This window comes from Pseudomonas sp. WS 5410, assembly GCF_012985645.1.
GTDB classification, from domain to species: Bacteria; Pseudomonadota; Gammaproteobacteria; order Pseudomonadales; family Pseudomonadaceae; genus Aquipseudomonas; species Aquipseudomonas shahriarae.
The window spans coordinates 39,050-62,900 of record NZ_JAAQWS010000001.1; the positions used below are offsets into that span (position 1 = coordinate 39,050).

At 61.5% G+C, this 23,851-nt stretch carries 19 protein-coding genes and 2 pseudogenes; 7 read left to right on the plus strand and 14 right to left on the minus strand.

Annotated elements, in window-relative coordinates; translation table 11 throughout:
* Window positions 1-124 precede the first annotated feature (124 nt).
* Entirely contained in the window at window positions 125-535 is a 411-nt protein-coding gene (locus HBO24_RS00180; protein ID WP_115128154.1) for a TIGR03067 domain-containing protein, read from the minus strand.
* A gap of 406 nt (window positions 536-941) precedes the next feature.
* Here HBO24_RS00180 and HBO24_RS00185 point away from each other — a divergent pair, with 406 nt between their 5' ends.
* The gene (locus tag HBO24_RS00185) at window positions 942-2,285 is read left to right on the plus strand and encodes a Wzz/FepE/Etk N-terminal domain-containing protein (RefSeq protein WP_170059088.1); all 1,344 of its coding nucleotides are present in this window, start codon (window positions 942-944) and stop codon (window positions 2,283-2,285) included.
* A gap of 284 nt (window positions 2,286-2,569) precedes the next feature.
* Window positions 2,570-3,469, plus strand: a complete 900-nt coding sequence (gene lpxO, locus HBO24_RS00190; protein WP_057440106.1) for a lipid A hydroxylase LpxO — start codon at window positions 2,570-2,572, stop codon at window positions 3,467-3,469.
* Window positions 3,470-3,500: 31 nt separating this feature from the next.
* Here the strand turns inward: lpxO and ligD are convergent.
* Both ligD and HBO24_RS00200 read right to left on the minus strand, forming a co-directional pair.
* Window positions 3,501-3,839: pseudogene (gene ligD, locus HBO24_RS00195) on the minus strand (ATP-dependent DNA ligase); the annotation flags it as partial.
* A gap of 1 nt (window position 3,840) precedes the next feature.
* Window positions 3,841-4,017: pseudogene (locus HBO24_RS00200) on the minus strand (Ku protein); the annotation flags it as partial.
* Window positions 4,018-4,214: 197 nt separating this feature from the next.
* Here HBO24_RS00200 and HBO24_RS00205 point away from each other — a divergent pair.
* Both HBO24_RS00205 and HBO24_RS00210 read left to right on the plus strand, forming a co-directional pair.
* The gene (locus HBO24_RS00205) at window positions 4,215-4,532 is read left to right on the plus strand and encodes a hypothetical protein (RefSeq protein WP_120732947.1); all 318 of its coding nucleotides are present in this window, start codon (window positions 4,215-4,217) and stop codon (window positions 4,530-4,532) included.
* 18 nt (window positions 4,533-4,550) lie between these two features.
* The gene (locus HBO24_RS00210) at window positions 4,551-5,708 is read left to right on the plus strand and encodes a PQQ-dependent sugar dehydrogenase (RefSeq protein ID WP_170059089.1); all 1,158 of its coding nucleotides are present in this window, start codon (window positions 4,551-4,553) and stop codon (window positions 5,706-5,708) included.
* A gap of 52 nt (window positions 5,709-5,760) precedes the next feature.
* On the opposite strand, the gene HBO24_RS00215 is transcribed toward HBO24_RS00210, so the two are convergent.
* Window positions 5,761-6,240 (minus strand): nuclear transport factor 2 family protein, encoded by a 480-nt coding sequence (locus HBO24_RS00215; RefSeq protein ID WP_057440109.1) that lies wholly within the window; start codon window positions 6,238-6,240, stop codon window positions 5,761-5,763.
* Window positions 6,241-6,284: 44 nt separating this feature from the next.
* Entirely contained in the window at window positions 6,285-6,848 is a 564-nt protein-coding gene (locus tag HBO24_RS00220; RefSeq protein WP_057440110.1) for a TetR/AcrR family transcriptional regulator, read from the minus strand.
* Between the two features lie 124 nt (window positions 6,849-6,972).
* On the opposite strand from HBO24_RS00220, the gene pssA reads away from it, so the two are divergent.
* On the plus strand, window positions 6,973-8,316 hold the full coding sequence (pssA, locus tag HBO24_RS00225; RefSeq protein WP_170059090.1) for a CDP-diacylglycerol--serine O-phosphatidyltransferase: 1,344 nt from the start codon (window positions 6,973-6,975) through the stop codon (window positions 8,314-8,316).
* Here pssA and HBO24_RS00230 read toward each other — a convergent pair.
* The 5 genes from HBO24_RS00230 to efeU all read right to left on the minus strand — a co-directional run bounded on the left by HBO24_RS00230 (window position 8,313) and on the right by efeU (window position 14,026).
* The gene (locus tag HBO24_RS00230) at window positions 8,313-9,509 is read right to left on the minus strand and encodes an MFS transporter (RefSeq protein WP_057444795.1); all 1,197 of its coding nucleotides are present in this window, start codon (window positions 9,507-9,509) and stop codon (window positions 8,313-8,315) included. The two genes, pssA and HBO24_RS00230, sit on opposite strands and share 4 nt — an antisense overlap.
* Before the next feature lie 336 nt (window positions 9,510-9,845).
* Window positions 9,846-10,658, minus strand: a complete 813-nt coding sequence (efeO, locus tag HBO24_RS00235; protein ID WP_169961022.1) for an iron uptake system protein EfeO — start codon at window positions 10,656-10,658, stop codon at window positions 9,846-9,848.
* A 24-nt stretch (window positions 10,659-10,682) separates the two neighbouring features.
* Window positions 10,683-11,972 (minus strand): iron uptake transporter deferrochelatase/peroxidase subunit, encoded by a 1,290-nt coding sequence (gene efeB, locus HBO24_RS00240; protein ID WP_057959776.1) that lies wholly within the window; start codon window positions 11,970-11,972, stop codon window positions 10,683-10,685.
* A gap of 14 nt (window positions 11,973-11,986) precedes the next feature.
* The gene (gene efeO / locus HBO24_RS00245; protein ID WP_233092052.1) at window positions 11,987-13,114 is read right to left on the minus strand and encodes an iron uptake system protein EfeO; all 1,128 of its coding nucleotides are present in this window, start codon (window positions 13,112-13,114) and stop codon (window positions 11,987-11,989) included.
* Between the two features lie 78 nt (window positions 13,115-13,192).
* Window positions 13,193-14,026 carry an iron uptake transporter permease EfeU gene (efeU, locus tag HBO24_RS00250; RefSeq protein WP_169961024.1) on the minus strand — a complete coding sequence of 278 codons (834 nt, stop codon included), beginning with the start codon at window positions 14,024-14,026 and terminating at the stop codon, window positions 13,193-13,195.
* 189 nt (window positions 14,027-14,215) lie between these two features.
* On the opposite strand from efeU, the gene HBO24_RS00255 reads away from it, so the two are divergent.
* The gene (locus HBO24_RS00255) at window positions 14,216-15,232 is read left to right on the plus strand and encodes an AraC family transcriptional regulator (protein WP_169961025.1); all 1,017 of its coding nucleotides are present in this window, start codon (window positions 14,216-14,218) and stop codon (window positions 15,230-15,232) included.
* A 151-nt stretch (window positions 15,233-15,383) separates the two neighbouring features.
* On the opposite strand, the gene HBO24_RS00260 is transcribed toward HBO24_RS00255, so the two are convergent.
* From HBO24_RS00260 to mexE, 3 genes are read right to left on the minus strand one after another with little or no spacing between them, the layout of a single operon-like run.
* Window positions 15,384-16,799 carry a TolC family protein gene (locus tag HBO24_RS00260; protein WP_057959735.1) on the minus strand — a complete coding sequence of 472 codons (1,416 nt, stop codon included), beginning with the start codon at window positions 16,797-16,799 and terminating at the stop codon, window positions 15,384-15,386.
* Entirely contained in the window at window positions 16,796-19,975 is a 3,180-nt protein-coding gene (locus HBO24_RS00265; protein ID WP_057440116.1) for an efflux RND transporter permease subunit, read from the minus strand. The genes HBO24_RS00260 and HBO24_RS00265 overlap by 4 nt, the downstream gene beginning before the upstream one ends.
* A 15-nt stretch (window positions 19,976-19,990) precedes the next feature.
* Window positions 19,991-21,235 carry a multidrug efflux RND transporter periplasmic adaptor subunit MexE gene (mexE, locus tag HBO24_RS00270; RefSeq protein ID WP_057440123.1) on the minus strand — a complete coding sequence of 415 codons (1,245 nt, stop codon included), beginning with the start codon at window positions 21,233-21,235 and terminating at the stop codon, window positions 19,991-19,993.
* A gap of 731 nt (window positions 21,236-21,966) precedes the next feature.
* On the opposite strand from mexE, the gene yddG reads away from it, so the two are divergent.
* Window positions 21,967-22,857, plus strand: a complete 891-nt coding sequence (yddG, locus tag HBO24_RS00275; protein WP_057438397.1) for an aromatic amino acid DMT transporter YddG — start codon at window positions 21,967-21,969, stop codon at window positions 22,855-22,857.
* Here yddG and HBO24_RS00280 read toward each other — a convergent pair.
* Window positions 22,854-23,816, minus strand: coding sequence for an arsenic resistance protein (locus HBO24_RS00280; protein ID WP_057438398.1), 963 nt, complete (start codon window positions 23,814-23,816; stop codon window positions 22,854-22,856). The two genes, yddG and HBO24_RS00280, sit on opposite strands and share 4 nt — an antisense overlap.
* Window positions 23,817-23,851 lie beyond the last annotated feature (35 nt).

The following is a 23,851-nucleotide window of genomic DNA, read 5'->3' on the forward strand; positions in this document are numbered from 1 at the left end:
GCAAAAAAAGGCCCGCTGGGGCGGCGGGCCAAGGGATTCATCTGAGGAGTTGGGTCTAACCTAGCGCGCCAAACGTGAATACTTCGTGAAAATCCTGTCGCAAAAACGAATGCCCCTCATCCGTTCATGACCGGCGTACGAAAGTGCGCATTGTCTGCCCTGGCGTCGTACTGAAACGCGTCGGCCGGGGCATGCCTTCATCCGCCGCGATAAACACAAAGCGCTCATCATCCAGGGTGTAACTGGCGGGCAGGTGCTTTCCGGCGTCGGCACCGATGGCGTCGATCCAGGTGATGCTCTTGGGCGTGGTGCTGGCGTCCAGGGTAAAACTGCCCTGCAGTAATACCTCGCCATCTTGGGTCATGACCCGAAACTGATCCCCCTCGATTGTGGTCAGCGCACCGGGCGCACTGTGTTCATCCGGTGGGTTGGCGATGCCGCTGTCTTCCAGGGCGATTTGTTCCCAGGTGCCTTGCAGGGCTTGTTTATCCTTTTCGGTCGGGCACGGCGTGGAGCGGGAAGGGGACGAGGGCATGTAAAAAATCCTTTTTGATGCGACATGTAAATGGCGGGCCCGCCAACAGCAAGAAATGCTCCGTAGCAAGTTCCGTTAAAAGATTTTGCAGGAAATTTCCCAAAGTTGTGCTGCGGTCGGTTTTTTTCCTTTGCCAGCAGATATTTAAAGCGATTCTGACATATCGTGAGCGCGGTGGTTTCCGATATGTCGTCTACGCTGATCAATGCCGTATATGACATTATTTTTTCTAAAGGAAAACAATCTGAGTGCGGTAGGGATTTTTTCAGTGACGCAATGGTCGGATAACCGTCGCCTCGTGTCGTATTGGCTATATCCAGGGCGTTGTCCCTGTATTTTCAGTTGGTTATTCAGATCTATCGTGTAGTGGGCAGCCAGCGTCCACTTTTAGAAGGGTGTCCCCATTTTGAACAGAGCTCCCCAGGTGCAAGCCCCCGTGGTGTCCGATGAAATTGATTTATTTGATCTGTTCCACTCAATCTGGCGACAAAAGAAACTGGTCATCGGTTGTACCCTGTTTGCCGGCGTGATTGGCGTTGGCTATGCGTTGCTGGCGCCCCGTGAATATCAGGTCAGCAGCGTGCTGCGCCCGGCGGCTATCAATGAGCTGGATGCCCTCAATCGCTCCGAAGTCTACAAATTGCCACCAGCGGACGCACTGGCCAAAGTCGGCGCGCAACTGGATTCGTATGACGCACGACTGAGCTTCTTCAAGGCCAACCCCGCGTTGTTCCAGGCGTTTCAGGAGCCAGGGCGCAGCCTTGAACAGAGTTTCGAAGCGTTCAACCGTAACTCGATCAAGCTGATCCTGCCCGATCCGAAAAAAACCGACTCCCTGAGCAGCTATATTCGTCTCGAACTGCAATACCCCACGGACATTGACGGGGTGGCGATTCTCAACGGCTTTGTTGATTACGCCATTGCCGCAGAGCGTGAGCAGGTGGGCGCCGACCTCAAGGTGATCGTCAACAACCGCCTTACCGAGCTCAAGGGCAAGATTGACGCGGCGCGCTCCAATTATGAAACCGACAAGGAATCGAAGATCGCCAAGCTGCTGGAGGGCGACAAGCTCAAACGCGCACAGCTGGAAGATGAACTCAGTGCCTTGCGCCTGCAGATGAAAATGCAGCGTTCCAACCGCCTGGCAGAGTTGAATGAAGCGATCTCGATTGCCAAGTCCATGGGCATCAAGAACCCGACCACACCTTCGTCCATGGCCGATGCCGGGCGTAGTGGCTCCAGTCAGGTGATGCGTACCGAGGTCAATAACCAGCAGATTCCCCTGTACTTCCTCGGCACCGATGCCCTGGAAGCCGAGCGTACGGCTCTGCAGCAGCGTACCAATGACGACTTCACCAATAGCCGTGTTGCGGAAATCGGCAAGGAGCTGCAACTGCTGGAGGTCAATCGCCAAGTCGAAGTCATGAAGCGGCGGGGCAATGAAGATATTTTCCTGCAGGACGTCGAGCCCTTGCGTGCTGAAGTGGCACGCCTGCGTGGCCTGAACATTGATATGAGTGCGTTGAAACTGGTGACCATTGACCGGCGCGCGCAAGAGCCGCTGAGCCCGATCAAACCGAAAAAAGTCCTGGTGGTTGCATTGAGCCTGGCCGTCGGCTTGCTGCTGGGGATGTTCGTTGCGCTGGTTCGCCATCTGGTCCTGACGCGGCGCCAGACTGTGGCCTATTCAGGCCTGGACGATGACCGTTTTACCCGGCGTGAACGCAAGGATGACTCGCCATTGGGCTGAGTCACACCGGACCTTTCCCGGGCTGCGTCGCAGCCCGGCACTCCCGCCACCGCCCGTTCGAGGTGGCGCGGCTATACAGTCGGAAGACACCTTTTCACAATTCTTAGTTAACCTTTGGTTACAAACTATGGCTAAAATAACTGCCATTGGCCACTATCCGAATTGTCTCCAAGACGGTCGTGGGTCTGTTAATGAATTGTGATTTCAGGTGCTGCATTTTCCATCCCCAGCCCGGTAGGGCCTGGCGGAGCAGCCTGTACTCTTCTGATATGTGACGAATTCTCGTGAAACTCATTATTGTTGCTCTGTACGTTGCGTCCATTGCGTATGTCCATCTGCGTGGCCGGGTGCGACATAAGCTGGGCCGTCAATTAAGCGACCACTCCACCTTCCTCGCCCCGGTCAATTGCTTCCTTTACCTGTTCTCCAAGCTGCCCGGCCGGCCGTACCTTGCCCCCAGTGACTTCCCCGACCTGAGCCCGCTCCAGGAGCATTGGCAGGAGATCCGCGAGGAAGGCCAGAACCTGATGCGCGCCGGCGAGATCAAGCGCTCCGACCAATACAACGACGTGGGCTTCAACTCGTTTTTCAAATCGGGCTGGAAGCGTTTCTACCTCAAGTGGTACGGCGACAGTCACCCCTCGGCCATGAAGCTGTGCCCGCGCACTACCGAGCTGGTGCAAAGTATCGGCTCGATCAAGGCGGCGATGTTTGCCGAACTGCCGCCAGGTTCCAGGCTGGTCCGCCATCGCGATCCTTATGCTGGCTCCTATCGCTACCACCTGGGGCTGGATACGCCCAACGATCCAGGCTGCTACATCAACGTGGACGGTGAGAATTATTACTGGCGTGACGGCGAGGCGGTGATGTTCGATGAGACCTACATCCACTACGCCGAAAACACCACGGCGCAAAACCGCATCATTCTGTTCTGCGATATCGAGCGGCCGATGAAATATCGTTGGGCGGCTGCATTCAATCGCTGGTTCAGCCGCAACGTCATGGCGGCCGCCGGCTCACCCAATGATGCCGGGGACAAGACCGGTGGCTTGAACCGCGCCTTCACCCGCCTGTACAAGATCCGCTTGCGGGGCAAGGAGCTGAAAAAGCGTAACCGCACCCGCTATTACCTGGAAAAGTGGGCGATCTTTGCCGGTTTGGCAGTGATTTTTATCCTGATCTGAGCATCAGCCCCCTTGCCATCGGCGGGGGGCTTTATTCTGGCGGCTGGGCCCCCAGTTTCTGCCACATCTTCTTGCTGAGCCGTTGGCGGTTGGCGTAACCCGCCCAGGGATCAGCCTTCAGGCTGTTTAAGCGCGCCTGCAAATTAGTCACATTCCATTGCTGGGCGCTGCGCAGGCTGTCGAGTTCATCTCGACTGATGGGCACGGAAACCGGCAGGCCCGGGCGGGCGCGTACCGAATAGGCGGCGACGGTGCTGGCACCGCGGCCATTGCGCAGGTAGTCGATAAAGATCTTGCCGATGCGGTTTTTGGGGCCGCTGGTGGCGGTAAAACGCTCCGGCAGTTGCTGTGTCATGAACAGCGCAATGGCCAACGATGTTGTCCTTGGTGTCCTCCTTGCCGGTGGTCTTGTTGATGCGCTTATAGCCCACGGGGTCCATGCTGCGTTTGTCCAGCCAGTCGAAATCCACGCCCTGGGCCTAGACCAGCGACACTGGGATGTGTACCAAGCCGAAGCTGATTGCGCCTTTCCATATTGCCCGTGGCATAGCCGAGCTTCCTGACGGGGAATGGTCTTCAGGTGACCTGCAGCCGCTGGCAAAAGTTTCGGCTGTCGGCCGGTTGGCACAGGGGCATTCGAAAAGCCGTGTTACACCTGCCTGGAAAGTATTTAGTTACCAAATCCGAACCCAGGGCGTAGCGTGTTATCGAATGCAGGTATTCCTCGCCCTATAGAGGTTTTGTCATGAACAGCCGTACACGCAGCCTTGCAGTACTGGCCCTGGGCCTTGCCTTGAGTGGCGGGTTGCAGGCGCAAAACCTGCCCGGCAACAACAACCCGTATAACAGCCCGATCAAGCGGGCCAATCCCAATAGCATGCAGGGCACCCAGCCCAATACGCCCGCCGCCCGCGGTACCTACACCGCGCCGGTACCGCGGCCGCCGACCCTGGAAAACGGCGGTATCGGCAATCGCTATCCGCAACGGGATGCAGTGCCCACACGCCCTGCCACCCAACCTTCAGCCCCGACACAAGATGCCAATGGCAATCGCCGGCCCTGAACGCAAGGAACCCCACGTATGTTTCTACGCAAAACCCTTTTAGCGACCTGCTGCGCTGCCGCCCTGGCAAGCGCGCTGCCCGCATTGGCCGCCGAGACCCGACAGTTCCCCAGCGAGCAAGGCAGCCTCACCGCGACCCCGATTGTCAAAGGCCTGGACCATCCCTGGGCGGTGGCGTTTTTGCCCGACAAGCAAGGTTTACTGGTCACCGAGCGGCCAGGCGCGCTGCGCTATGTGAGCAGTGATGGCAAATTATCGGCGCCGTTGAGTGGCGTGCCGCAGGTCTGGGCCAAAGGGCAGGGCGGTTTGCTGGATGTGGTGTTGTCACCGGATTTCAAGGAAGACCGCCTGGTCTACCTGTCCTACGCCGAAGGTGGCGGCAAGGGCGGTACGGCCGGCACGGCGGTAGGCCGTGGCCGTTTGAGCGATGACTTGAGCGGCCTCAAGGACTTCCAGGTGATCCTGCGCCAGGAGCCCAAGCTCTCTACCGGTAATCACTTTGGCTCGCGCCTGGTGTTTGACCGAGACGGCTATCTGTTTGTGACCCTGGGCGAGAATAATGATCGGCCCACGGCTCAGGACCTGGACAAGCTGCAAGGCAAGGTGGTGCGCATCTACCCGGATGGTCGCGTGCCGGATGACAACCCGTTTGTCGGCCAGCCGGGAGCGCGGCCGGAGATTTGGTCCTATGGCCAGCGCAACCCCCAGGGCGCGGCGCTGAACCCGTGGACCGGCACCCTCTGGGAAAACGAACACGGCCCGCGTGGCGGCGATGAAATCAATATCATCGAACGTGGCAAGAACTATGGCTGGCCCCTGGCGACCCACGGCATCAACTATTCCTTGCTGCCGATCCCCGAGGCCCGTGGCAAGACAGCCGAAGGCACGGTCGGCCCCCATCATGTGTGGGAAAAATCACCGGCCATCAGCGGCATGGCGTTCTACGACGCTGACCGTTTCAAAGCCTGGCAGCACAACCTGTTTATCGGCGCCCTGGCCAGCCAGGAACTGATTCGCCTGCAGTTCGAGGGCGACAAGGTGGTCCACGAAGAGCGCCTGCTGGGCGAACTGAAGGCGCGTATCCGCGATGTACGCCAGGGCCCGGATGGTTTCCTGTACGTACTCACGGATGAGGAGGATGGCGTGTTGTATCAGGTGGGGTTGAAGCAGGATTGACGGGCATTGCAGGAGCCGGCAAGGACTGGACGCCCCCCCGGCTCCTACAAGGTTACAGCCCCAGTTCGGACAGCCCCGGATGATCATCCGGGCGCCGTCCCAGCGGCCAGTGGAACTTGCGTTCGCTTTCCTTGATCGGCATGTCATTGATGCACGCATGCCGATTGGACATCAGACCGTCCTGGTCGAACTCCCAGTTCTCGTTGCCGTAGGAGCGGAACCAGTTGCCGGAATCGTCGTGCCATTCATAGGCATAACGCACCGCGATGCGGTTGCCGGTAAACGCCCACAACTCCTTGATCAAGCGGTAGTCCAGTTCCCTGGCCCATTTGCGCGTCAGGAAGTCCTTGGCCTGCTCGCGGTTATGGGCGAATTCGGCGCGGTTCCGCCACTGGGTGTCCAGGGTGTAGGCCAGCGACACGCGTTGCGGGTCACGGGAGTTCCAGCCGTCTTCGGCGAGACGGATCTTTTCAATGGCCGATTGCTCGGTAAAGGGCGGTAAGGGCGGACGCACGTGTGCATTGGCGGTCATTTGACTGCTCCTTTGGATCGTTAGTTGTTAAACCCGTACAACTTTCAAAGTGCCAATAAGTTCTGCGCCATGCATTGCGCATTATCAGCGGCGGTGACATCGCCCATGATCAGGGCGATGGTAATGGCGCCATCGACCAGGATCAGCAGTTGCGCGGCCTGCTGCTCCGGGGCCGGGGTGCCATGTGCCTCGCACAGTTCAAGCAAATACTCGAACAGTTTCTGTTTGTGTGCCTTGGCCAGTAAACGTACCGGGTCTTGCGGGTTACCGGTTTCGCCGCTGGTGTTGATAAAGGCGCAGCCGCGAAAGTCCGCAGAGCCGAACCAGGTCTTCAGAGCGCTGAACACGCCGAGCAAGCGGGCGCCGCTGCCGGCGTATTGCTCGACCTCGCTGCGCAGCCACTGCAACCAGCGCTCATCGCGCCGCTGCAGGGCGGCGATCACCAGTTCGTCCTTATTGGCAAAGTAGCGGTAGATACTTTTCCTGGAGACGCCGGCGGTTTTCACCAACAGATCCATACCGGTGGCCGCAATGCCGTGCCGATAGATCAACTTTTCGGTGACGTCCAGAATAATGTCGCGGGTTTCACTGCTGGTCATATTGTTCATGCTGCAAACAGTAGAACGATCGTTCTTCTTGGTCAATCAATTATTTTCAGTGGCCAGTGGGCAGACCTGAGGACCCCCATGGTGTAAGCTCTCGGGCTCTTCGGATTCGATCATTGCGAGCCCTATGCCGTCGTTATTCAAACGTTCCCTGTTGCCCAAGTTGCGCGGTTTCCCCCTGGCCACCGACGCGATTGAGGTGCTGTCCGGCGCTGCCGAGTTTCGCCGCTGCCTGCTGGAGCAAATCGCCCAGGCCCAACACCGCATCTACATCGTCGCCTTGTACCTGCAACAGGACGAAGCGGGCCAGGAGGTGTTTGACGCGCTGCACGCCGCCAAGGCCGCACGGCCCGAACTGGATATCGTGGTGATGGTGGATTGGCTGCGTGCCCAGCGCGGGTTGATCGGTGCGGGCAAGCAGCCGGGCAACAGCGCCTGGTACCAGGCAATGACTCAGTCACATCCGACACATGTGCCGGTGTATGGGGTGGCGGTGCAGACCCGCGAGCTGTTTGGCGTGCTGCATCTGAAGGGCTTCGTGATCGACGACAGCGTGCTGTACAGCGGCGCCAGCCTGAACAATGTGTATCTGCACAAGTTCGATAAATACCGCTTCGACCGCTATCACCTGATCCACAACAAGTCATTGGCCGACTCCATGCAGCACCTTGTGGAACACGGCCTGGTGGCGGCCAAGGCGGTACACCGCCTGGACCTGCCCAACCTGCCCACCACCCGCAGCCTGCGCAATGACATCGGCGACCTGCGCAGCCGGCTCAAGCACGCGACCTATGACACCACGGCCGGCCAGGCTGGGATTGGTGGGTTGTCGGTCAGCCCGTTGTTGGGAGTGGGCAAGAACAACCCGCTGAGCCGGGTGATCTGCGAGCTGATCGCCAGTGCCCAGCGGCAGTTGACCATCTGCACCCCGTATTTCAACCTGCCACTGCCGGTGACCCGGGAAATCAACCGGGCCCTGGCCCGTGGGGTGAAGATCGACATCATCGTCGGCGACAAGACCGCCAACGACTTCTACATCCCGCCCAGCGAGCCTTTCAAAATCATCGCCGCGCTGCCGTATCTCTACGAAATCAGCCTGCGCCGCTTTGCCAAGCGCCACCAGCGCATGATCGACAGTGGCCAACTCAACCTGCACCTGTGGCGCGACGGGGATAACACCTATCACCTCAAGGGCATGTGGGTCGACGAACGCTATACCTTGCTCACCGGCAATAACCTCAACCCCCGGGCCTTCCGCCTGGACCTGGAAAACGCCTTGCTGATCGACGATCCCCAGGGCCAGTGGTTGGCGCCACGGCGCCGCGAGCTGGAGGACATTTTCCAGCACACCACGCGGATCCAGGGCTACCAGCAGTTGCAGACACTGGTGGATTACCCCGAAGCCGTCGGCAAGTTCCTGCGCCGGGTCAGTCGCGTCCGAGTCGAGCGCTTGCTTTACCGGATCCTCTAGTGGCGCGGTGCCGGCCAGAGTGCAATGAGCAACAGCAGGGCAGCGGCGACCAGGTAGGGTAGCCGCGGTTCAACGGCATAGATCAAGGTCCCGGCCAGCGGCCCGACCACCACACCCAGCCCTTGCGCCGCACCCACCGACCCGGCAGTGGCGCCTTGTTCCGAGGCGTCCACCGCGTTGGCCGCCAGGGCGGCGAACGATGGGAAGATCCAGCCCATGCCGGCCGCCGAGACGAAGAAACACAGCCAGAGGATCCACGCCGTATCGGCGAACATGCTCCCGGCAAACCCCAGGGCCGAAACAAGCGCGCCGACGCGGATCAATCGCAGGGGTGGCCATTCCAGCTTGCGCACCAGCAATTGCGAGCAGATCAAGGCCAGGCCGACCATGGTCAGGGCGATCCCGGCGGTTTGTGCGGCGTCGGCGGGGTTCATCTGCAGGCGATCCAGGGCAAAAAAGCCCACCGTGATCTGGGCAATCGACACGCAGAGCATCGCCGCAAAGGCCACGACCAATGGCCGGCGCAAGCGTGGGTCCGAGAGGTTGACGGCCTTGGGCGGTTGTTTGAGGTGCAATTCCTGGCGCGGCAGCTTCATCAGCAACACCAGAAACCCGAGCATCGGCAGCAGCGCCATCACATAAAACGGCAGGCTCAGGCTGTGGCGGGCCAGCAGCGCGGCAATCGCCGGGCCTAACACCAGGCCACAGGCGTTGGCCGCCCCCAGCGAGGCCATGGCCTTGGCGCGATGGGCCGGCTCGATATTGTCCGCGATTAGCGCATAGCCCCCCACTGGGATCGCCGCGTAGAACACCCCGATCAACCCGCGCCCGAGCACCAGCCCGATAAATGCCAGCATGGCCGAGGGCAGCAGTTGCAGGGAGGCGTCGATAAACACGCACAGGGCCCAATAGGCCAGGGTGAAGCCCCCGGTGCCCAGCAACAGCACGCGCCGCCGACCCAGGCGATCACTGGCCTGGCCCCAGGGCCGCGCCAAAAGCATCCAGATCACACCGGACACCGTCACCGCCGCGCCGGCCTGCCAGGTCGCCAGCCCCAGCACCCGAGCGATGGGGCCGATCAGCGAGACAAACGCCATCATCGCCATGGTGCAGGCCATATTGGCCAGCAGCAGGGGGCGCAGGTTGAAGGGTGTGGGCGGAGCGGCATCAAGGCGGGTGGCCGAATGAGGCATGGGAAATCTTCCGTGAGTGGGAATCTATGGAACGTTATAGGTAAGACGGTTAAACGCACAGCGCGATTAACCCGGATGATAGGGATCTACAGCTGTGGGAGTGGGCTTGCTTGCGATGGCGGTGCTTCAGTCACTAGGGTCGGTGATTGAATCACCGCCATCGCAGGCAAGCCAGCTCCCACATTTGATTGTGGTGTGGCGAACATTTTCTGCACCTTTGAGCCCCCACATTTGATTTGTGGTGTGGCGAACATTTTCTGCTCGCTGAGACCCCTGTGGGAGCAGGCTTGCCCGCGATGTCGGTGGGTCAGGCTCAGAGCCGCTAGCGTTGAGGTGTCAGTTCAAACCCAGTTTGCCACGCAGGGTCGACAGGTCTTCGGCCAGGGTGTTGACCGGGCCCACCAGGGCCTTGCGGTCGCTTTCCTTGACCTTGTCGTAGGTTTCAAAGCCGCCATCGGCAGTTTTGTATTTGGCCAGGATGGTGTTCACCGTGGCGAAGTTCTTGTCGACCTTGGCCAAAAACGCCTTGTCCTGCTGTTCGATCTGCCCACGGAACAGGTCGACGATTTTTTTCGCTCCGTCGATATTGCCCTGGAAGTCATACAGGTCGGTGTGGCTGTAGCGGTCTTCTTCACCGGAAATCTTCGTGGCGGCCACTTCTTCGAGCAACGCGGCAGCGCCGCCGACGACTTTTTCCGGCGGGAAGGTCAGACCGGCAACGCGGGTTTGCAGATCCTTGACGTCCGTGTTCAAGCCGTCGGCAAGGGCGCCCAGGCCCTGGGTAGTGTTTTCGGCAAACAGGCTGTATTCAATGCGGTGGAAGCCGGTGAAGTCTTCGGCTTTCACACCTTTTTCGTGGTCGTCGACCCGTGAGTCGATCGATGCATCGAGGTCGCTGAACAGCTCGGCGATGGGTTCGATGGATTCGTAGTAAACGCGGGTGGGCGCGTAGAGTTTTTTCGCGGTGGCCAGGTCACCTTTTTTCACCGCGTCGGTGAAGGCTTGGGTCTGGGTCACCAGTTCCTCGATCTTGTCGGTGACATAGATCTTGTAGTCCGACACCGGGCCCACCAGATCCAGGGGCGCCGGCGCGGCAAAGGCCGCGAGCGGAGAAAGGCTCAGTAACAACGCAAGAGATGACATGTTCATGGGGCGGTTTCCGCTGTGGGGGGGTTAGGTCTTGGCAGTGCTGTGCAGCAAGGTTCGGCCGATGAAATCCTGCGGCCCGGTGGCGCCCGGCAAGGTGAAGAAATACCCGCCGCCCACTGGCTTGAGGTATTCCTCCAGGGGCTCGCCATTGAGCCGGGTTTGTACGCTGATAAAGCCTTTCTCCAGGTCCGCCTGATAGCAGATAAACAACAGGCCCATGTCCAGCTGGCCGTTCTTGTTGACGCCGTTGGAGTAGTTGAATGGCCGACGCAGGATCAGGTTGGCCTGGGTCGCGGCCGTGCGCGGGTTGGCCAGGCGGATATGGGCATCGAGCTTGGTCAGTTTGCCGGCCGGATCCTTGCTGTAGTCGGGCACCTGGGCTTCGCTGTGACCGTCCATGGGCGCGCCGCTGGTCTTGATCCGACCGATGATGCTTTCCTGCTCCTGCAAGGGCGTGCGGTCCCAGCGTTCGACGAAATTGCGGATGATCCGTACCGCCTGGTAGCTGCCATGGGCGGCCCACGCGGGCTCATCACTGCCGGGCTGGACCCAGACCAGTTGGTCCATGGTTTTGGTGTCGTTGGAGTCGGGGTTGGCCGAGCCATCGCGAAAGCCCAGGAAGTTGCGTGCGCTCTGCGCCGGTTGCCCGGCACGGGCAGGGGCCTGGGGCGGTACGCTGCCTTCCTGTTTCCAGCGCACCAGCAGCAGGTCCGGCAGGTTTTTCACGATATCGCGCAGGGCGTGGATATTGGTGTCGGGGGTGTTGGAGCTGAACTGCAGGCTCAAATCACCGTGGCACTGCGCCGGTTCCAGGGCGTCGTTGGGGAAGCCGACCATGCGGATCAGGCGTTTGGGTTTGGCGGCGGCCAGGCCGAAACGCTCGTCGAACAGCGATTCACCCACCGATACGGTGATGGTCAGGTTATCCGGGCTGACCACCGGGCCGAGGATCCCGGAGTCGCTGGGCGGCAGTTTCGGGTCGACTTGCGGCACGCTGCCGCCGGTCATCAAAAAACGGATGCGCTGGTTGAGGGTGCGAAACAGGCGCTCCAGGTCTTCGCGGTCGCTGGCCAGGACGTCGAACGCTACCAGCATGCCGCAGGCCGGGCGCGGGGTGACGATGCCGCTCTGGTGCTTGCCGTGGAAGGCCTGGTGGTCCTGGGTTTTTTCGCTGCTGGGCGCGGTGGTGACCTGGGCTGCGCCGGCTGCCATTGCCGGGCAACTGAGGCTGCTGCCGGCAATCGCGGCGCCGGTGGCGGCCATCCCGAGCAACACACGGCGGCGTTGGGCGTTGAACTGTGGTGAATCACTCATGTGTTTGGTCGTCTTCACTTAAGGCCGGAGAGGCCAAGGGCTGGGTCGATTCCATCGAGTGCGGCGGCCAGAGCCTTGGCCTTGTCGGCGATCAGCTGGCGCTGAGCGGCGGTAACGCGGTTGTAGCTGCGGTAATGGCCATCGACCTGCAAGTCGTCGAGTTGCGCGGCGAAGGCGTTGATCGCGCTATCAATTCCCGGCAGCAGGTCGGCGGCGGACTTGGTCAACAGCGGCCGCATCAGGTCCACCACCTTGCGCGTCACCGTCAGGTTGGCGGCAAAACCGTTGAGGTCGAGGTGGCTGTAGCGCTCCTCTTCGCCACTGGCGGCGCGCACGTCGGCCAGGCTGTTGAGGTTGCGCACCAGGATGCTTACCAGTTGCTCGGGCGGCAGCGACTGCGCCAACAACTGTTGCTTGAGGGTGGTGACATCGGCCAGCAGGCGCTGGGCAATCGGTGTCAGGTCGCCGAGAGTGTGCTGCTCGAACAGGCCGTACTCCAGGCGATGGAAGCCGCTGAAGGCCGGGTCTTGTTCACGGCTCTCGAAGTAATCGGCGCGGGCATTGATCGCGTTGTCCAGCTCGGCCAGGCGCTGGGCCGCCGGGGCCAGTCGTTGGTAAGCCTCGCGAGCCGGCAGGTACAGGGCCTGGGCCTGGGCCAGGTCGCCGGCGGCAATCGCTTGTTCAAGGGCGCTGACGGCCTTGATCAAAGCGCCACCCTGGCTGCTCAGGTACACGCGAAATTCCGACAGCGGGCCGATAAAGGCCACCATCGAGGGCTTGGCTTTGGCCTGGGCGTCAGACTCGGCCGTCGGGGTTACATGCAGGGTGCCGCGTGGGTTGCTCAACAGGCCGCAGGTGATGGCGTAGTCGCCCGGCAGCAGGTTGGCGTTGATCACCTGGCTCAAGCCCGGCGCAATGTTTTCGCGCTCTTCGACCACCAGCACGCCGTCAAGGATTTCCCACTCCACCGCGCGATCCGAACGGTTGATGATGCGAAAACTCGCACGGCCCGCCGGTACGGTCAGGGCGTTGGGTTCGCAGGCGTGGGCGTGGATGATCACGGCGATTTCGTTGTGATTGACCTGGCGCTTGGCGGCGGCCAATTGCGCGGCGTAGTAGAACAGGCCGCCGGCGGCGATCATCACGATCACCGAACCGGTGACCGCCCAACGCAACGCGCGGGGTGGTGAGGCAGGGGCTGGGTTTGGCAAGGGACGACCTTACTGGCTGGAGACGGAAGAAGAGGTGGCTGGCGCGGCGGGCATAAAGAACATCGCCAGCGCCAGCACCAGGTAAATCAGGTAGGCGCCCAGGGTGCTGACGGTCGGTGCGTCCTGGTAGCCGAACATGCCGGCCAGCACCGAACCCAGCGGGCCATCCATCGGCAGGGTTGCGCTGAAATCGAACAGCACGCCTTGCAGGTGGTTCCACACCCCGGCTTCATGCAGGGCCTGCACCGAGTTGGCGAGGATCCCGGCGGCTACCACCAGGATGAACAGCCCGGTCCAGCGAAAGAACGCACCGAGGTTCAGGCGCATGCTGCCGCTGTAGATCAGGAGCCCGACGATGATCGCCAGCACCAGGCCGAGCAGGGCGCCGATGGGCGCGGCCGGGCCTTCGCTCTGCTGGAACACCGCCAGCAAGAAGAACACCGTCTCCAGGCCTTCACGGGCCACGGCGAAAAACACCATGGCGATCAGGGCAAGCACCTGGTTGCGCGAGCCGGCCAACGCGTGATCCAGGGACTGGTGCAGGGAGTGCTTGATCGAGCGTGCGACCTTGCGCATCCAGAACACCATGGAGCTGAGAATCCCCACGGCGACCAGGCCGACAATGCCTTCGAACAGCTCTTGCTGTTTTTGCGGGAACTCGGCGCTGACCAACTCCAGGCCACCGCCGACCAGCAGGGCCAGGGCGGCTGCGAGAAATACGCCGATCCATACCGCTGGCATCCATTGGCCACGGCCGGTCTGTTGCAGGTAGCTGGCGATGATGCCAACGATCAATGCGGCTTCAATGCCTTCGCGCAGCATGATGAGAAAGGGGACGAGCATCGGGCACCGCAACGTAATTAGTTAGGGTGCTAAGTTGTAACATAATGATACTCATTACTAAACAGAGGATCTTGACGTTTTCTGAACGCGGCCTGAACAGCCCTCTATGTCGTTGCTGCGTGGGGTATGTGTTCCTTACAAGCCAACACGCTCCTACAATGGCCGACCTACAAGATTGAGCCCTGGCCCATGTCGGAAAAAGACACAATCTCCATCCACCTGGTTCGTGAAGCCCTGTTGCAGAGTTGCGCCCCCGGTGCGGCGACGTGGGAGGCCCTGAGCAAGGTCGGGATCAACCCCGCGTTGCTGGAGCAGCCCGCCGCCCGGGTTCCGGCGCTGGCATACGCGCGGCTCTGGCGCTTGCTGGCGCGGCGCCGGGATGATGAGTTCTTTGGCATGGACCCGCGCAAGTTGAAGTCGGGCAGCCTGGGGTTTTTGTGTCGTGCCTCCATGGCCCAGCCCACCCTGGGCGAGGCCCTGGAAACCGGCCTGGGCTTCCTGTCGTTGATGCTTGAACACCTTCCCGCGCAGCTGGTGCGTCAGCAAAGCCTGGCGGAAATCGTGCTGCTGGAACCTGAGCCGGAACCACGGCGCGCGTTTACCTACTTTTGCTACTGGATGATCGTCCACGGCGTCGCCTGCTGGCTGGCCGGCCGACGCATCCCGATCCTGGCCATCGAATTGCGCAGTGCGCAGCCGGCGTTTTGTGATGATTACCAGGTGATGTTTTCCGACAACCTGCGTTTTGATCGCACCCGTACGCGCATGATCTTTTCGGCAGACTGCCTCGACCTGCCGGTCAAGCGCAGCCCCGAGGAACTCAAGCGCTTCCTGGCCCAGGCGCCCGCCAACATCCTGGTCAAATACCGCGACCCGGACAGCCTGGCGATGCGCATCAAACACGACCTGCGCCAGCGCCCGGCCCAACAGTGGCCGGAAACCGACAGTCTGGCCCATGAGTTGTGCATGTCCGCCTCGACGCTGCGCCGGCGCTTGGCCGAAGAAGGGCAGACGTACCAGGGGCTCAAGGACAGCGTGCGCAAGGAGCTGGCAGTGGTGTGGCTGGCCGAGGCCGATATCAGCTTCGCCGAGATCGCCAGCCGCCTGGGTTTTGCCGATGTGAGCTCGTTCTACAAGGCCTTTCGCAAATGGTCGGGCTCCAATCCCGGGCATTACCGCAGCTTGATCCTCACGGAATCCAGCTGAGTTGGATCAGCGCAGCTCCTACCTTTGATCTTTGTGACCGTCTTTAAGCAAAGGGTTTGACCGGTTTCACGCAGGCAAAAAAAGCCCCGTGACCGAATGGACCACGGGGCAAAAATTGGTTGGATGCGACCAACCAAAGGAGCTCTTTAAATCATTTTGCGCTGGCGACCACCGTCTCCGGCTGCCAGCCGCCACCCAATGCCTTGTAGATCGCCACGATGCCGCGATACAGGTCCACTTCGGCCAGGGCCTGGGCGTCTTCGGCCGCCAGGCGTTCACGCTGGGCGTCGAGCAGCACGAGGAAGTCGGCGGTGCCTTCGCGGTAGCGAATCTGCGCCAGGTCGGCCGCGGCACGGCTCGATTCGCTCTGGCGGATCAGCGACACCAGGCGCTGCTGGCGCTTGCCGTAGTCGCTGAAGGCGTTCTCTGACTCTTCCAACGCCAGCAGCACTTGCTGCTCGTAGGTGGCCAGGGCGCCATCGGCTTCGGCATCCGCACCGCGCAAGCGGGCGCGTACGCTGCCCAGGTCAAAGGCGGCCCAGGTGATGCTCGGGCCCAGGGCCCAGGCATTGGCGGCGGATGAGCCGATCTGCGAGCCACGGCCAGCGGTAAACCCGAGGAAACCACTGAGGCTGACCCGTGGAAACAGGTCGGCCTTGGCCACGCCGATTCGCGCGGTGGCGGCCGCCAGTTTGCGTTCGGCACTGAGAATGTCCGGGCGCCGTTGCAGCAACTGCCCCGGGTCACCAATCGGCAAGGCCTTGGCAATCGCCGGCAGGTTGGCCGGGCTCAGGTCCACGCTGAGTTTGTCCGGGCGCTGGCCGAGGAGGGTGGCGATGCGATTGCGCTCGCGCACCTGCTCGGCCTGCAATTGCGGCACGCTGGCTTCGACCGCTGCCAGGCGCGCATCGGCACGCACCACGTCCAGTTGATCACCGACGCCGGCGTCACGCAGGCTTTCGGTGATGGTGCGCGAATCCTGCTGGTTCTTCAGGTTGGCCAGGGCGATTTTTTCCCGCAGTTGCGCCCCGCGCAGTTGGCCGTAGGCGTCCACCAGTTCGGCAATCATGCTGACCTGCAGTTGATAGAGGTCGGCTTCGGCGGCCTGCTGGTCAGCGTCACTGGCTTCCAGGTTGCGCTGAATGCGGCCAAACAGGTCCAGTTCCCAAGCCATGTCCAGGCCCAGGTCATAGCGTTCGCTATTGACCCGGCGGGTGGTCTGGCCTGGGATCTGGCCCTTGGCCAAATCGCTGCTGGCACGGCTGGTGATGGTCGGCATCGCGTCATTGCTGGCGTCATCGCGAATCGCCCGGGCAGCCCGCAGGCGGGCAAACGCTACTCGCAAATCCCGGTTGCCGCTTAGCGATTGGGTCACCAACTGGTTAAGGATCGGGTCCTCGAACTGTTGCCACCAGATGCCTTCGAACTTGGCGTGGTCGTACTGCTTGGCATCGGTGGCGGCCGTGATATTGGCCGCCTCCAACTGCTGGGCTTTATAGTCCGGGCCGACGGCACAGGCGGCGAGCGCCAGTACCAGCAGGCTCGGCAGGAACACTTTCACACTCATTGCTGTGTCTCCAGCTGCAAGGCCTTGGCCGCTTTGCGTGCTTCGCTGCGCTCCACATAACGGCGGATCAACACGTAGAACACCGGCGTCAGCAACAGGCCGAAGAAGGTCACCCCGATCATCCCGGAGAACACCGCCACACCCATGGCATGACGCATCTCGGCACCGGCGCCGCTGGAGAACACCAGGGGCACCACGCCCATGATGAAGGCGAACGAGGTCATCAGGATCGGCCGCAGACGCAGGCGGCAGGCTTCCAGCACCGCAGCCAGCGGGTCGAGGCCTTCTTCCTGTTTATCCTTGGCGAACTCGACGATCAGAATCGCGTTCTTACAGGCCAATCCCACCAGTACGATCAAGCCGATCTGGGTAAAGATGTTGTTGTCGCCACCGGACAGAATCACCCCGGTAATAGCCGACAGCAGGGTCATCGGTACGATCAGGATCACCGCCAGTGGCAGGCTCCAGCTTTCGTACTGGGCGGCCAGTACCAGAAACGCCAGCAGTACGCAGAGCGGGAACACGAACAGCGCGGTGTTGCCCGAGAGGATTTGCTGGTACGTCAGGTCGGTCCACTCGTAGGTCATGCCGTTGGGCAGTTCCTCTTTGAGCAGTTTTTCGATCGCTGCCTCTGCCTGGCCCGAGCTGTAGCCGGGTGCAGCGTTGCCGTTGATCTCGGCGGTGATAAAGCCGTTGTAGTGCATCACGCGGTCCGGCCCCGAGGTGTCGCTGACCTTGATAAAGGTCGCCAGCGGGATCATCTCGCCCTTGTTGTTGCGCACTTTCAATTGGCCGATCTGATCCTGGTCCAGGCGGAACTGCTGTTCAGCCTGCACGTTGACCTGATAGGTCCGGCCAAAGCGGTTGAAGTCGTTGGCATACAACGAGCCCAGGTAGATCTGCAGGGTGTCGAAGATGTCGCTGATCGCCACGCCGTGGGTCTTGGCTTTTTCCCGGTCGATAGCAGCATCGACCTGGGGCACGTTGACCGTGTAGCTGGTGAACAGGCCAAACAGTTCCGGCACGTTGTGGCTCTTGGCGATGACGTTCTGTACTTCTTTGTACAGTTCCTCGTAGCCCAGGTTGCCACGGTCTTCGACCTGCAGGCGGAACCCGCCGATAGTGCCCAGGCCCTGTACCGGCGGCGGTGGGAAGATCGCCATGTAGGCTTCCTGGATATCGGCGTACTTGCCGTTCAGCGCCCCGGCAATCGCCCCGGCGGACATGCTTGGGTCTTTACGCTCGCCGAACGGTTTCAACGTCACGAACACGATGCCGCTGTTCGGGCTGTTGGTGAACCCATTGATCGACAGGCCCGGGAAGGCGATGGCGCTTTCCACGCCGGGCTGTTTCAAGGCGATGTCGGACATGCGCTTGATCACGTTTTCGGTGCGGTCCAGGCTGGCGGCGTCCGGCAACTGGGCGAAGGCCACCAGGTATTGCTTGTCCTGGGCCGGTACGAAACCGGTCGGTGTGTGGGCAAAGCCGAAGAAGGTCAGCACCATCAGGCCGCCATACACGAACAGCGCGATACCGGTGCCGCGAATCACTCGGCGCACGGTGCCTACATAGCCATGGCTGGCCTTTTCGAAGAAACGGTTGAACGGGCGGAACAGCCAACCACCGAAGAGCTTGTCGAGGAACTTGGAGAACCGGTCTTTCGGCGCGTCATGGCTGCGCAGCAAGACCGCTGCCAGGGCCGGCGACAGGGTCAGGGAGTTGAATGCCGAAATCACGGTGGAGATGGCGATGGTCAGGGCAAACTGCTTGTAGAACTGCCCGGTCAAGCCACTGATAAAGGCGGCCGGAATAAACACCGCACACAGCACCAGCGCCGTGGCAATGATCGGCCCGGTCACTTCGCTCATGGCTTTTTCGGTGGCTGGGAAGGGCTCCAGGCCCAGCTCGATGTTACGTTCGACGTTCTCCACCACCACGATGGCGTCGTCCACCACGATGCCGATGGCCAGCACCAGGCCGAACAGCGACAGCGCATTGAGGGAGAAGCCGAACAGGTGCATTACCGCAAAGGTGCCGATCAACGACACCGGCACCGCGACCAGGGGGATGATCGACGCACGCCAGGTCTGCAGGAACAGGATCACCACCAGCACCACCAGGATCAACGCCTCGAACAAGGTGTGCACCACCGCCTCGATCGAGCCGCGCACAAACACGGTCGGGTCGTAGGCGATGCGGTAGTCCATGCCTTCGGGGAAGCTCTTTTTCAGCTCGGCCATTTTGCTGCGCACATCATTGGAGATGTCGATGGCATTGGAGCCTGGGCGCTGGAAGATCGGAATCGCCACCGCCGGCTGATTGTCGATCAGCGAGCGCAGGGCATATTGGCTGGAGCCCAGCTCAACACGGGCGATGTCCTTGAGGCGCGTGATTTCACCGTTGTCGCCGGCGCGAATCACGATGTTTTCGAACTCTTCCTCGGTGACCAGGCGGCCTTGGGTATTGACCGACAATTGGAAGCTGGTGTCGTTGGGCGCAGGCTGCGCACCCAGGGCACCGGCGGCCACCTGGCGGTTCTGTTCGCGGATCGCGGTCACCACATCGGTGGCAGTCAGGTTGCGCGAGGCGGTCTTGTTCGGGTCCAGCCACACCCGCAGGGAGTAATCGCCCATGCCGAACAACTGCACATCACCCACGCCGCCCAGGCGCGCCAATTCATCCTTGATATTGAGGATCGCGTAGTTGGACAGGTAGAGCATGTCGTAGCGCTGGTCCGGGGAGGTCAAGTGCACGACCATGGTCAGGTCGGGGGAGGCCTTGTCCACGGTAATCCCGATGCGCGTCACTTCCTCAGGCAGTTTGGGCTGAGTGCGCGTCACACGGTTTTGCACCTGTACCTGCGCGTTATCCAGGTCGGTGCCCAGGGCAAAGGTGATGGTCAGGGTGAGCTTGCCGTCGGCGGTCGACTGCGAGGACATGTAGAGCATGTTCTCGACGCCGGTGATCGCCTGTTCCAGCGGCGAGGCCACGGTTTCGCCGATGACCTTGGGGTTGGCGCCGGGGAAGTTGGCGCGCACCACCACGGTTGGCGGTACCACTTCCGGGTATTCGCTGATCGGCAGTTGGAACAGCGAGATCGCGCCGGCGATCAGGATTAGCAGCGATAGCACCGCTGCGAAGATCGGCCGCGATATGAAGAACTTGGAAAAATTCATCTGGTGTGTAGTCCCTTAACCGCGTGGAATCGCGACACTGGCGAGCTTGGGCGCGGCTTTATCCGGCGCCACTTGCTCCAGGTTGCTGGCTTCAAGCGCTTGTCGTTGTTGGGCCAGGGCGGCGAGGGTTGCCTGGCTGGCCATCGGGATGGTTTCTGGGGCAACCGGCGAACCCGGACGTACCCGCTGCAGGCCTTTGACGATGATGGTGTCGTCCTTGCTCAGGCCGCTGCGCACGATGCGCAAGCCTTCGATCTTCGGCCCCAGTTCCACGGCGCGGTAGGCGGACTTGTTGTCGCCGTCCATCACCAGCACAAACTTCTTGCCCAGGTCGGTGCCCACGGCTTCGTCGGTGATCAGCACGGCAGAGTAGGTGCCGCTGCCGACCAACTTGAGGCGCGCATACAGGCCGGGGGTGAAACGCCCGTCGCTGTTATCGAACACCGCGCGGCCGCGGATGGTACCGGTGGCCGGGTTGACCTGGTTGTCGACAAAGTTCATCTGGCCCAGGTGCGGGTTGCCGTCTTCATTGGACAGGCCCAGGTACACCGGGGTGGTGGCGCCGCGACGGCCCTGGCGCGCCAGTTCGGTGTACTTGAGGTACACGCGCTCATCGGCGTCGAAGTAGGCGTAGACCTTGTCGGTGGAGACCACGCTGGTCAGCTCGGTGACATCGGCGGTCACCAGGTTGCCGGCGGTGATTGCGGCGCGGCTGACACGGCCACTGATGGGCGAGGTGACGCGGGTGAAACTGAGGTTCAGGCGGGCCAGGTCAAGTTGCGCCTGGATCCCGGCCACCGCGGCGCGGGCTTCCTGGGCGGCGGTGGTGCGCGAGTCGGCCAGTTCGGCGGAAATCGCATTGCTCTGGCGCAAGCGCTCGCCACGCTGGGCCTCGTTGTCACTGCGCGATGCGGCGGCTTTGGTTTGTTGAAGCTGGGCTTCCAGACGGCGGACTTCAGCCTGGAACGGACGCGGGTCGATCTGGAACAGCAGGTCGCCTTTTTTCACCAGTGCGCCTTCAGTAAAGGCGACCTGGTCGATCTGACCCGACACGCGTGGGCGGATCTGTACGGTTTCCGGGGCTTCCAGGCGGCCGGTGAACTCGTCCCATTCATTGACCGGTTGTTCCAGGACCTTGGCAACGCTGACTTTGCTGGCGGGCATGGCGGCCGCTTGCTCGGGGGCCTTGCCGCATGCGCTCATCACCAGCACGGCCAAAAGGGCCAGGGGATAGCGCAAATGTTTGAGTGACTGTTCCATGAGGTGCATCCGCCAAATGTATTTGAGATGGGCGGATCATGCTCGGCAGCGTGCTCGCTCACGAATCGAATGAAACAAAGGTAACTATCATTCGGAATGATATAAGGGCCGGCCAAGCCCTCTAGGATGGGGGTTTCGTTAGGGGGCTATCAATACCATTGATGACAAGACACCGTTGCGCGAACTGCAACCAACCAAGAAATCCTGCCCTAAAGAGATCACCCTGTAGGCGGGCTTGTCCGCGATAGCGGAGGGTCAAGTAGGGATGTGCCGACTGACCCACCGCCATCGCAGGCAAGCCAGCTCCCACATTTGACTTGTGGTGTGGCCACAATCCTCTGTTCGCTGAGTTCCCCCCTGTGGGAGCGGGCTTGCCCGCGATGGCGGTAGGTCAAGTAGGGATGTGTCGACTGATCCACCGCCATCGCAGGCAAGCCAGCTCCCACATTTGAGGTGTGGTGTGGCCACAATCTTCTGTTCGCTGAGTTCCCCCTGTGGGAGCGGGCTTGCCCGCGATGGCGGAGGGTTAATTAAGGATGTGCCGACTGACCCACCGCCATCGCAGGCAAGCCAGCTCCCACATTTGAGGTGTGGTGTGGCCAAAATTTCTGCCCACAATGAGATTCCTTTGTTGTGGTTCCCACAAGGAGACAAGCAATAGCCCAAGCGTGTACCGTTGCGGCCTTTGTGCCGCAGGCGCTGCGGTTGGGGACATTCACAGAGAGGCATCCATGCAGATCAGGGTTGAACGGGCCGCGACGGTGTGTGGTTTGGTCGCGATCATTTTATGGAGCACCGCCGCCGGGTTGATCCGCAGTGTCAGTGAGCTGTTCGGGCCACTGGGCGGTGCGGCGTTGATCTACACCTTGGGCGCCATCCTGCTGCTGGCCTGGTTGGGGCGGCCGCGCCTGCGTGCCACGTCCTGGCCTTATCTGATCATGGGCAGTGGCTTGTTCGTGGCCTACGAGGTCTGCCTGTCCCTGGCTCTGGGGTTTGCCAGCAACCGCAACCAGGCGATTGAGCTGGGGGTGGTGAACTACCTCTGGCCGTGCCTGACAGTGCTGCTGGCAATCGTCATGAATGGCCAAAGGGCGCGCTGGATCATCGTGCCAGGCTCGGCGCTGGCGCTGTTTGGCATTCTGTGGGTGGTCAGTGGCGATGGCCTGGCGCTCGCAACCATCGTCGCCAATGTGCAATCCAACCCCCTGAGTTACAGCCTGGCCCTGGGCTGCGCGATTACTTTCGCCTTGTATTGCAACGTCACGCGGCGCTATGCCGGCGGGCAAAACCTGGTGGTGCTGTTTTTCATCCTCACCGCCGCCGTACTGTGGGTGAAATACGCCTTCAGTGCCGAGGTGCTGCCGGCCTTCAGCCTGGGCAACAGCCTGGAGTTGCTGGCCACCGGTGTGGCCATGGCGGGCGGCTATGCACTGTGGAATATCGGCATCCTACGCGGCAACCTGACGTTGCTGGCGACCGCGTCCTATGGCGCGCCGGTACTGTCCTCGGCCTTCGCCGCGCTGTGGCTGGGCGCCCACCTCACCCCGCAGTTCTGGCAGGGGGCGGTGCTGGTGACCGCCGGTTCACTGGTGTGCTGGCACGCGACACGTGCGCAATCCTAGCGGCTGCGCCAGACCAGGGCCGGGATCACGCGGATATAGATCAGCTCACACACCAGCTCGATCAAGGTCTGGGTGATAACGGCAGCGGCGGCCAGGGCGCGGATATCTGCCGGCAGTGCCAGCGCCAGCGGCAGGACCACCAGTGAGTTGCGGGTTGCACTGCTGAATGTCACCGAACGCGCGGTGCTTGCCGGCAGACGAAAGCCCCAGGCCGTGAGCGCCCCGACCATTGGCGCCAGTAGCATAAAGCCTAAGTAGACCGGCACCACCGGCAGCAACTGTTCGAGCTCCTGCGCGACAAACGCGATCTGCGAACCTATCACCACGATCAGCACCGCCGCCATGGCCGGCACCGGCATCCACGCCCAGGCGTCGTTCCAGCGTTCGACCAGGCGCGAGCGCCGGGCCCCGGCGCTGGTCAGTACCGCCAGCAGCAATGGCACCACGATCAGCAGCAAAAACGCCTCGACAAATGGGCCGATGGGGATTGCCACCGCCGCCTCTACGCCCGGCAGCAACGCCAGGTACAGCGGCAGCAGCGCCAACTGCAGCAACAGCAAGACGGGGGTGGCGGCCAGCGTCAGCCGCGCATCGCCTTTGCCGATATGGGTAAACACCACTACGTAGTCGATGCACGGCGTGAGCAGCACCAGCAACGCGCCGATCAGCAGCGCCGGACGCTCGCTCAAGCCACGGGTCAGGCCCCAGACCAGCAGGGGGATCAAGACAAAGTTGGCAATCAGCAGTGCCGCCATAAAGCGTTTATTGGCGAGCCCCTGGCGCAACTGCAGAAACGGGATCTGCAGGAACATGGCGTACATCAGCACGGCAATCGTCGGGGTTACCAGGGCGCCAAGAGCCGGTGCGGCCTGTGGGGCGAGCAGACCGCCGAGCACCGCGCCGATCACGGCGACGAGGTAGACGGGGATCTGGTTGTGCTCAAGTTGTTCTCGGGTCACGGGGTGTCCTTGTCACGGGGGGCTGTTTGCGCCGT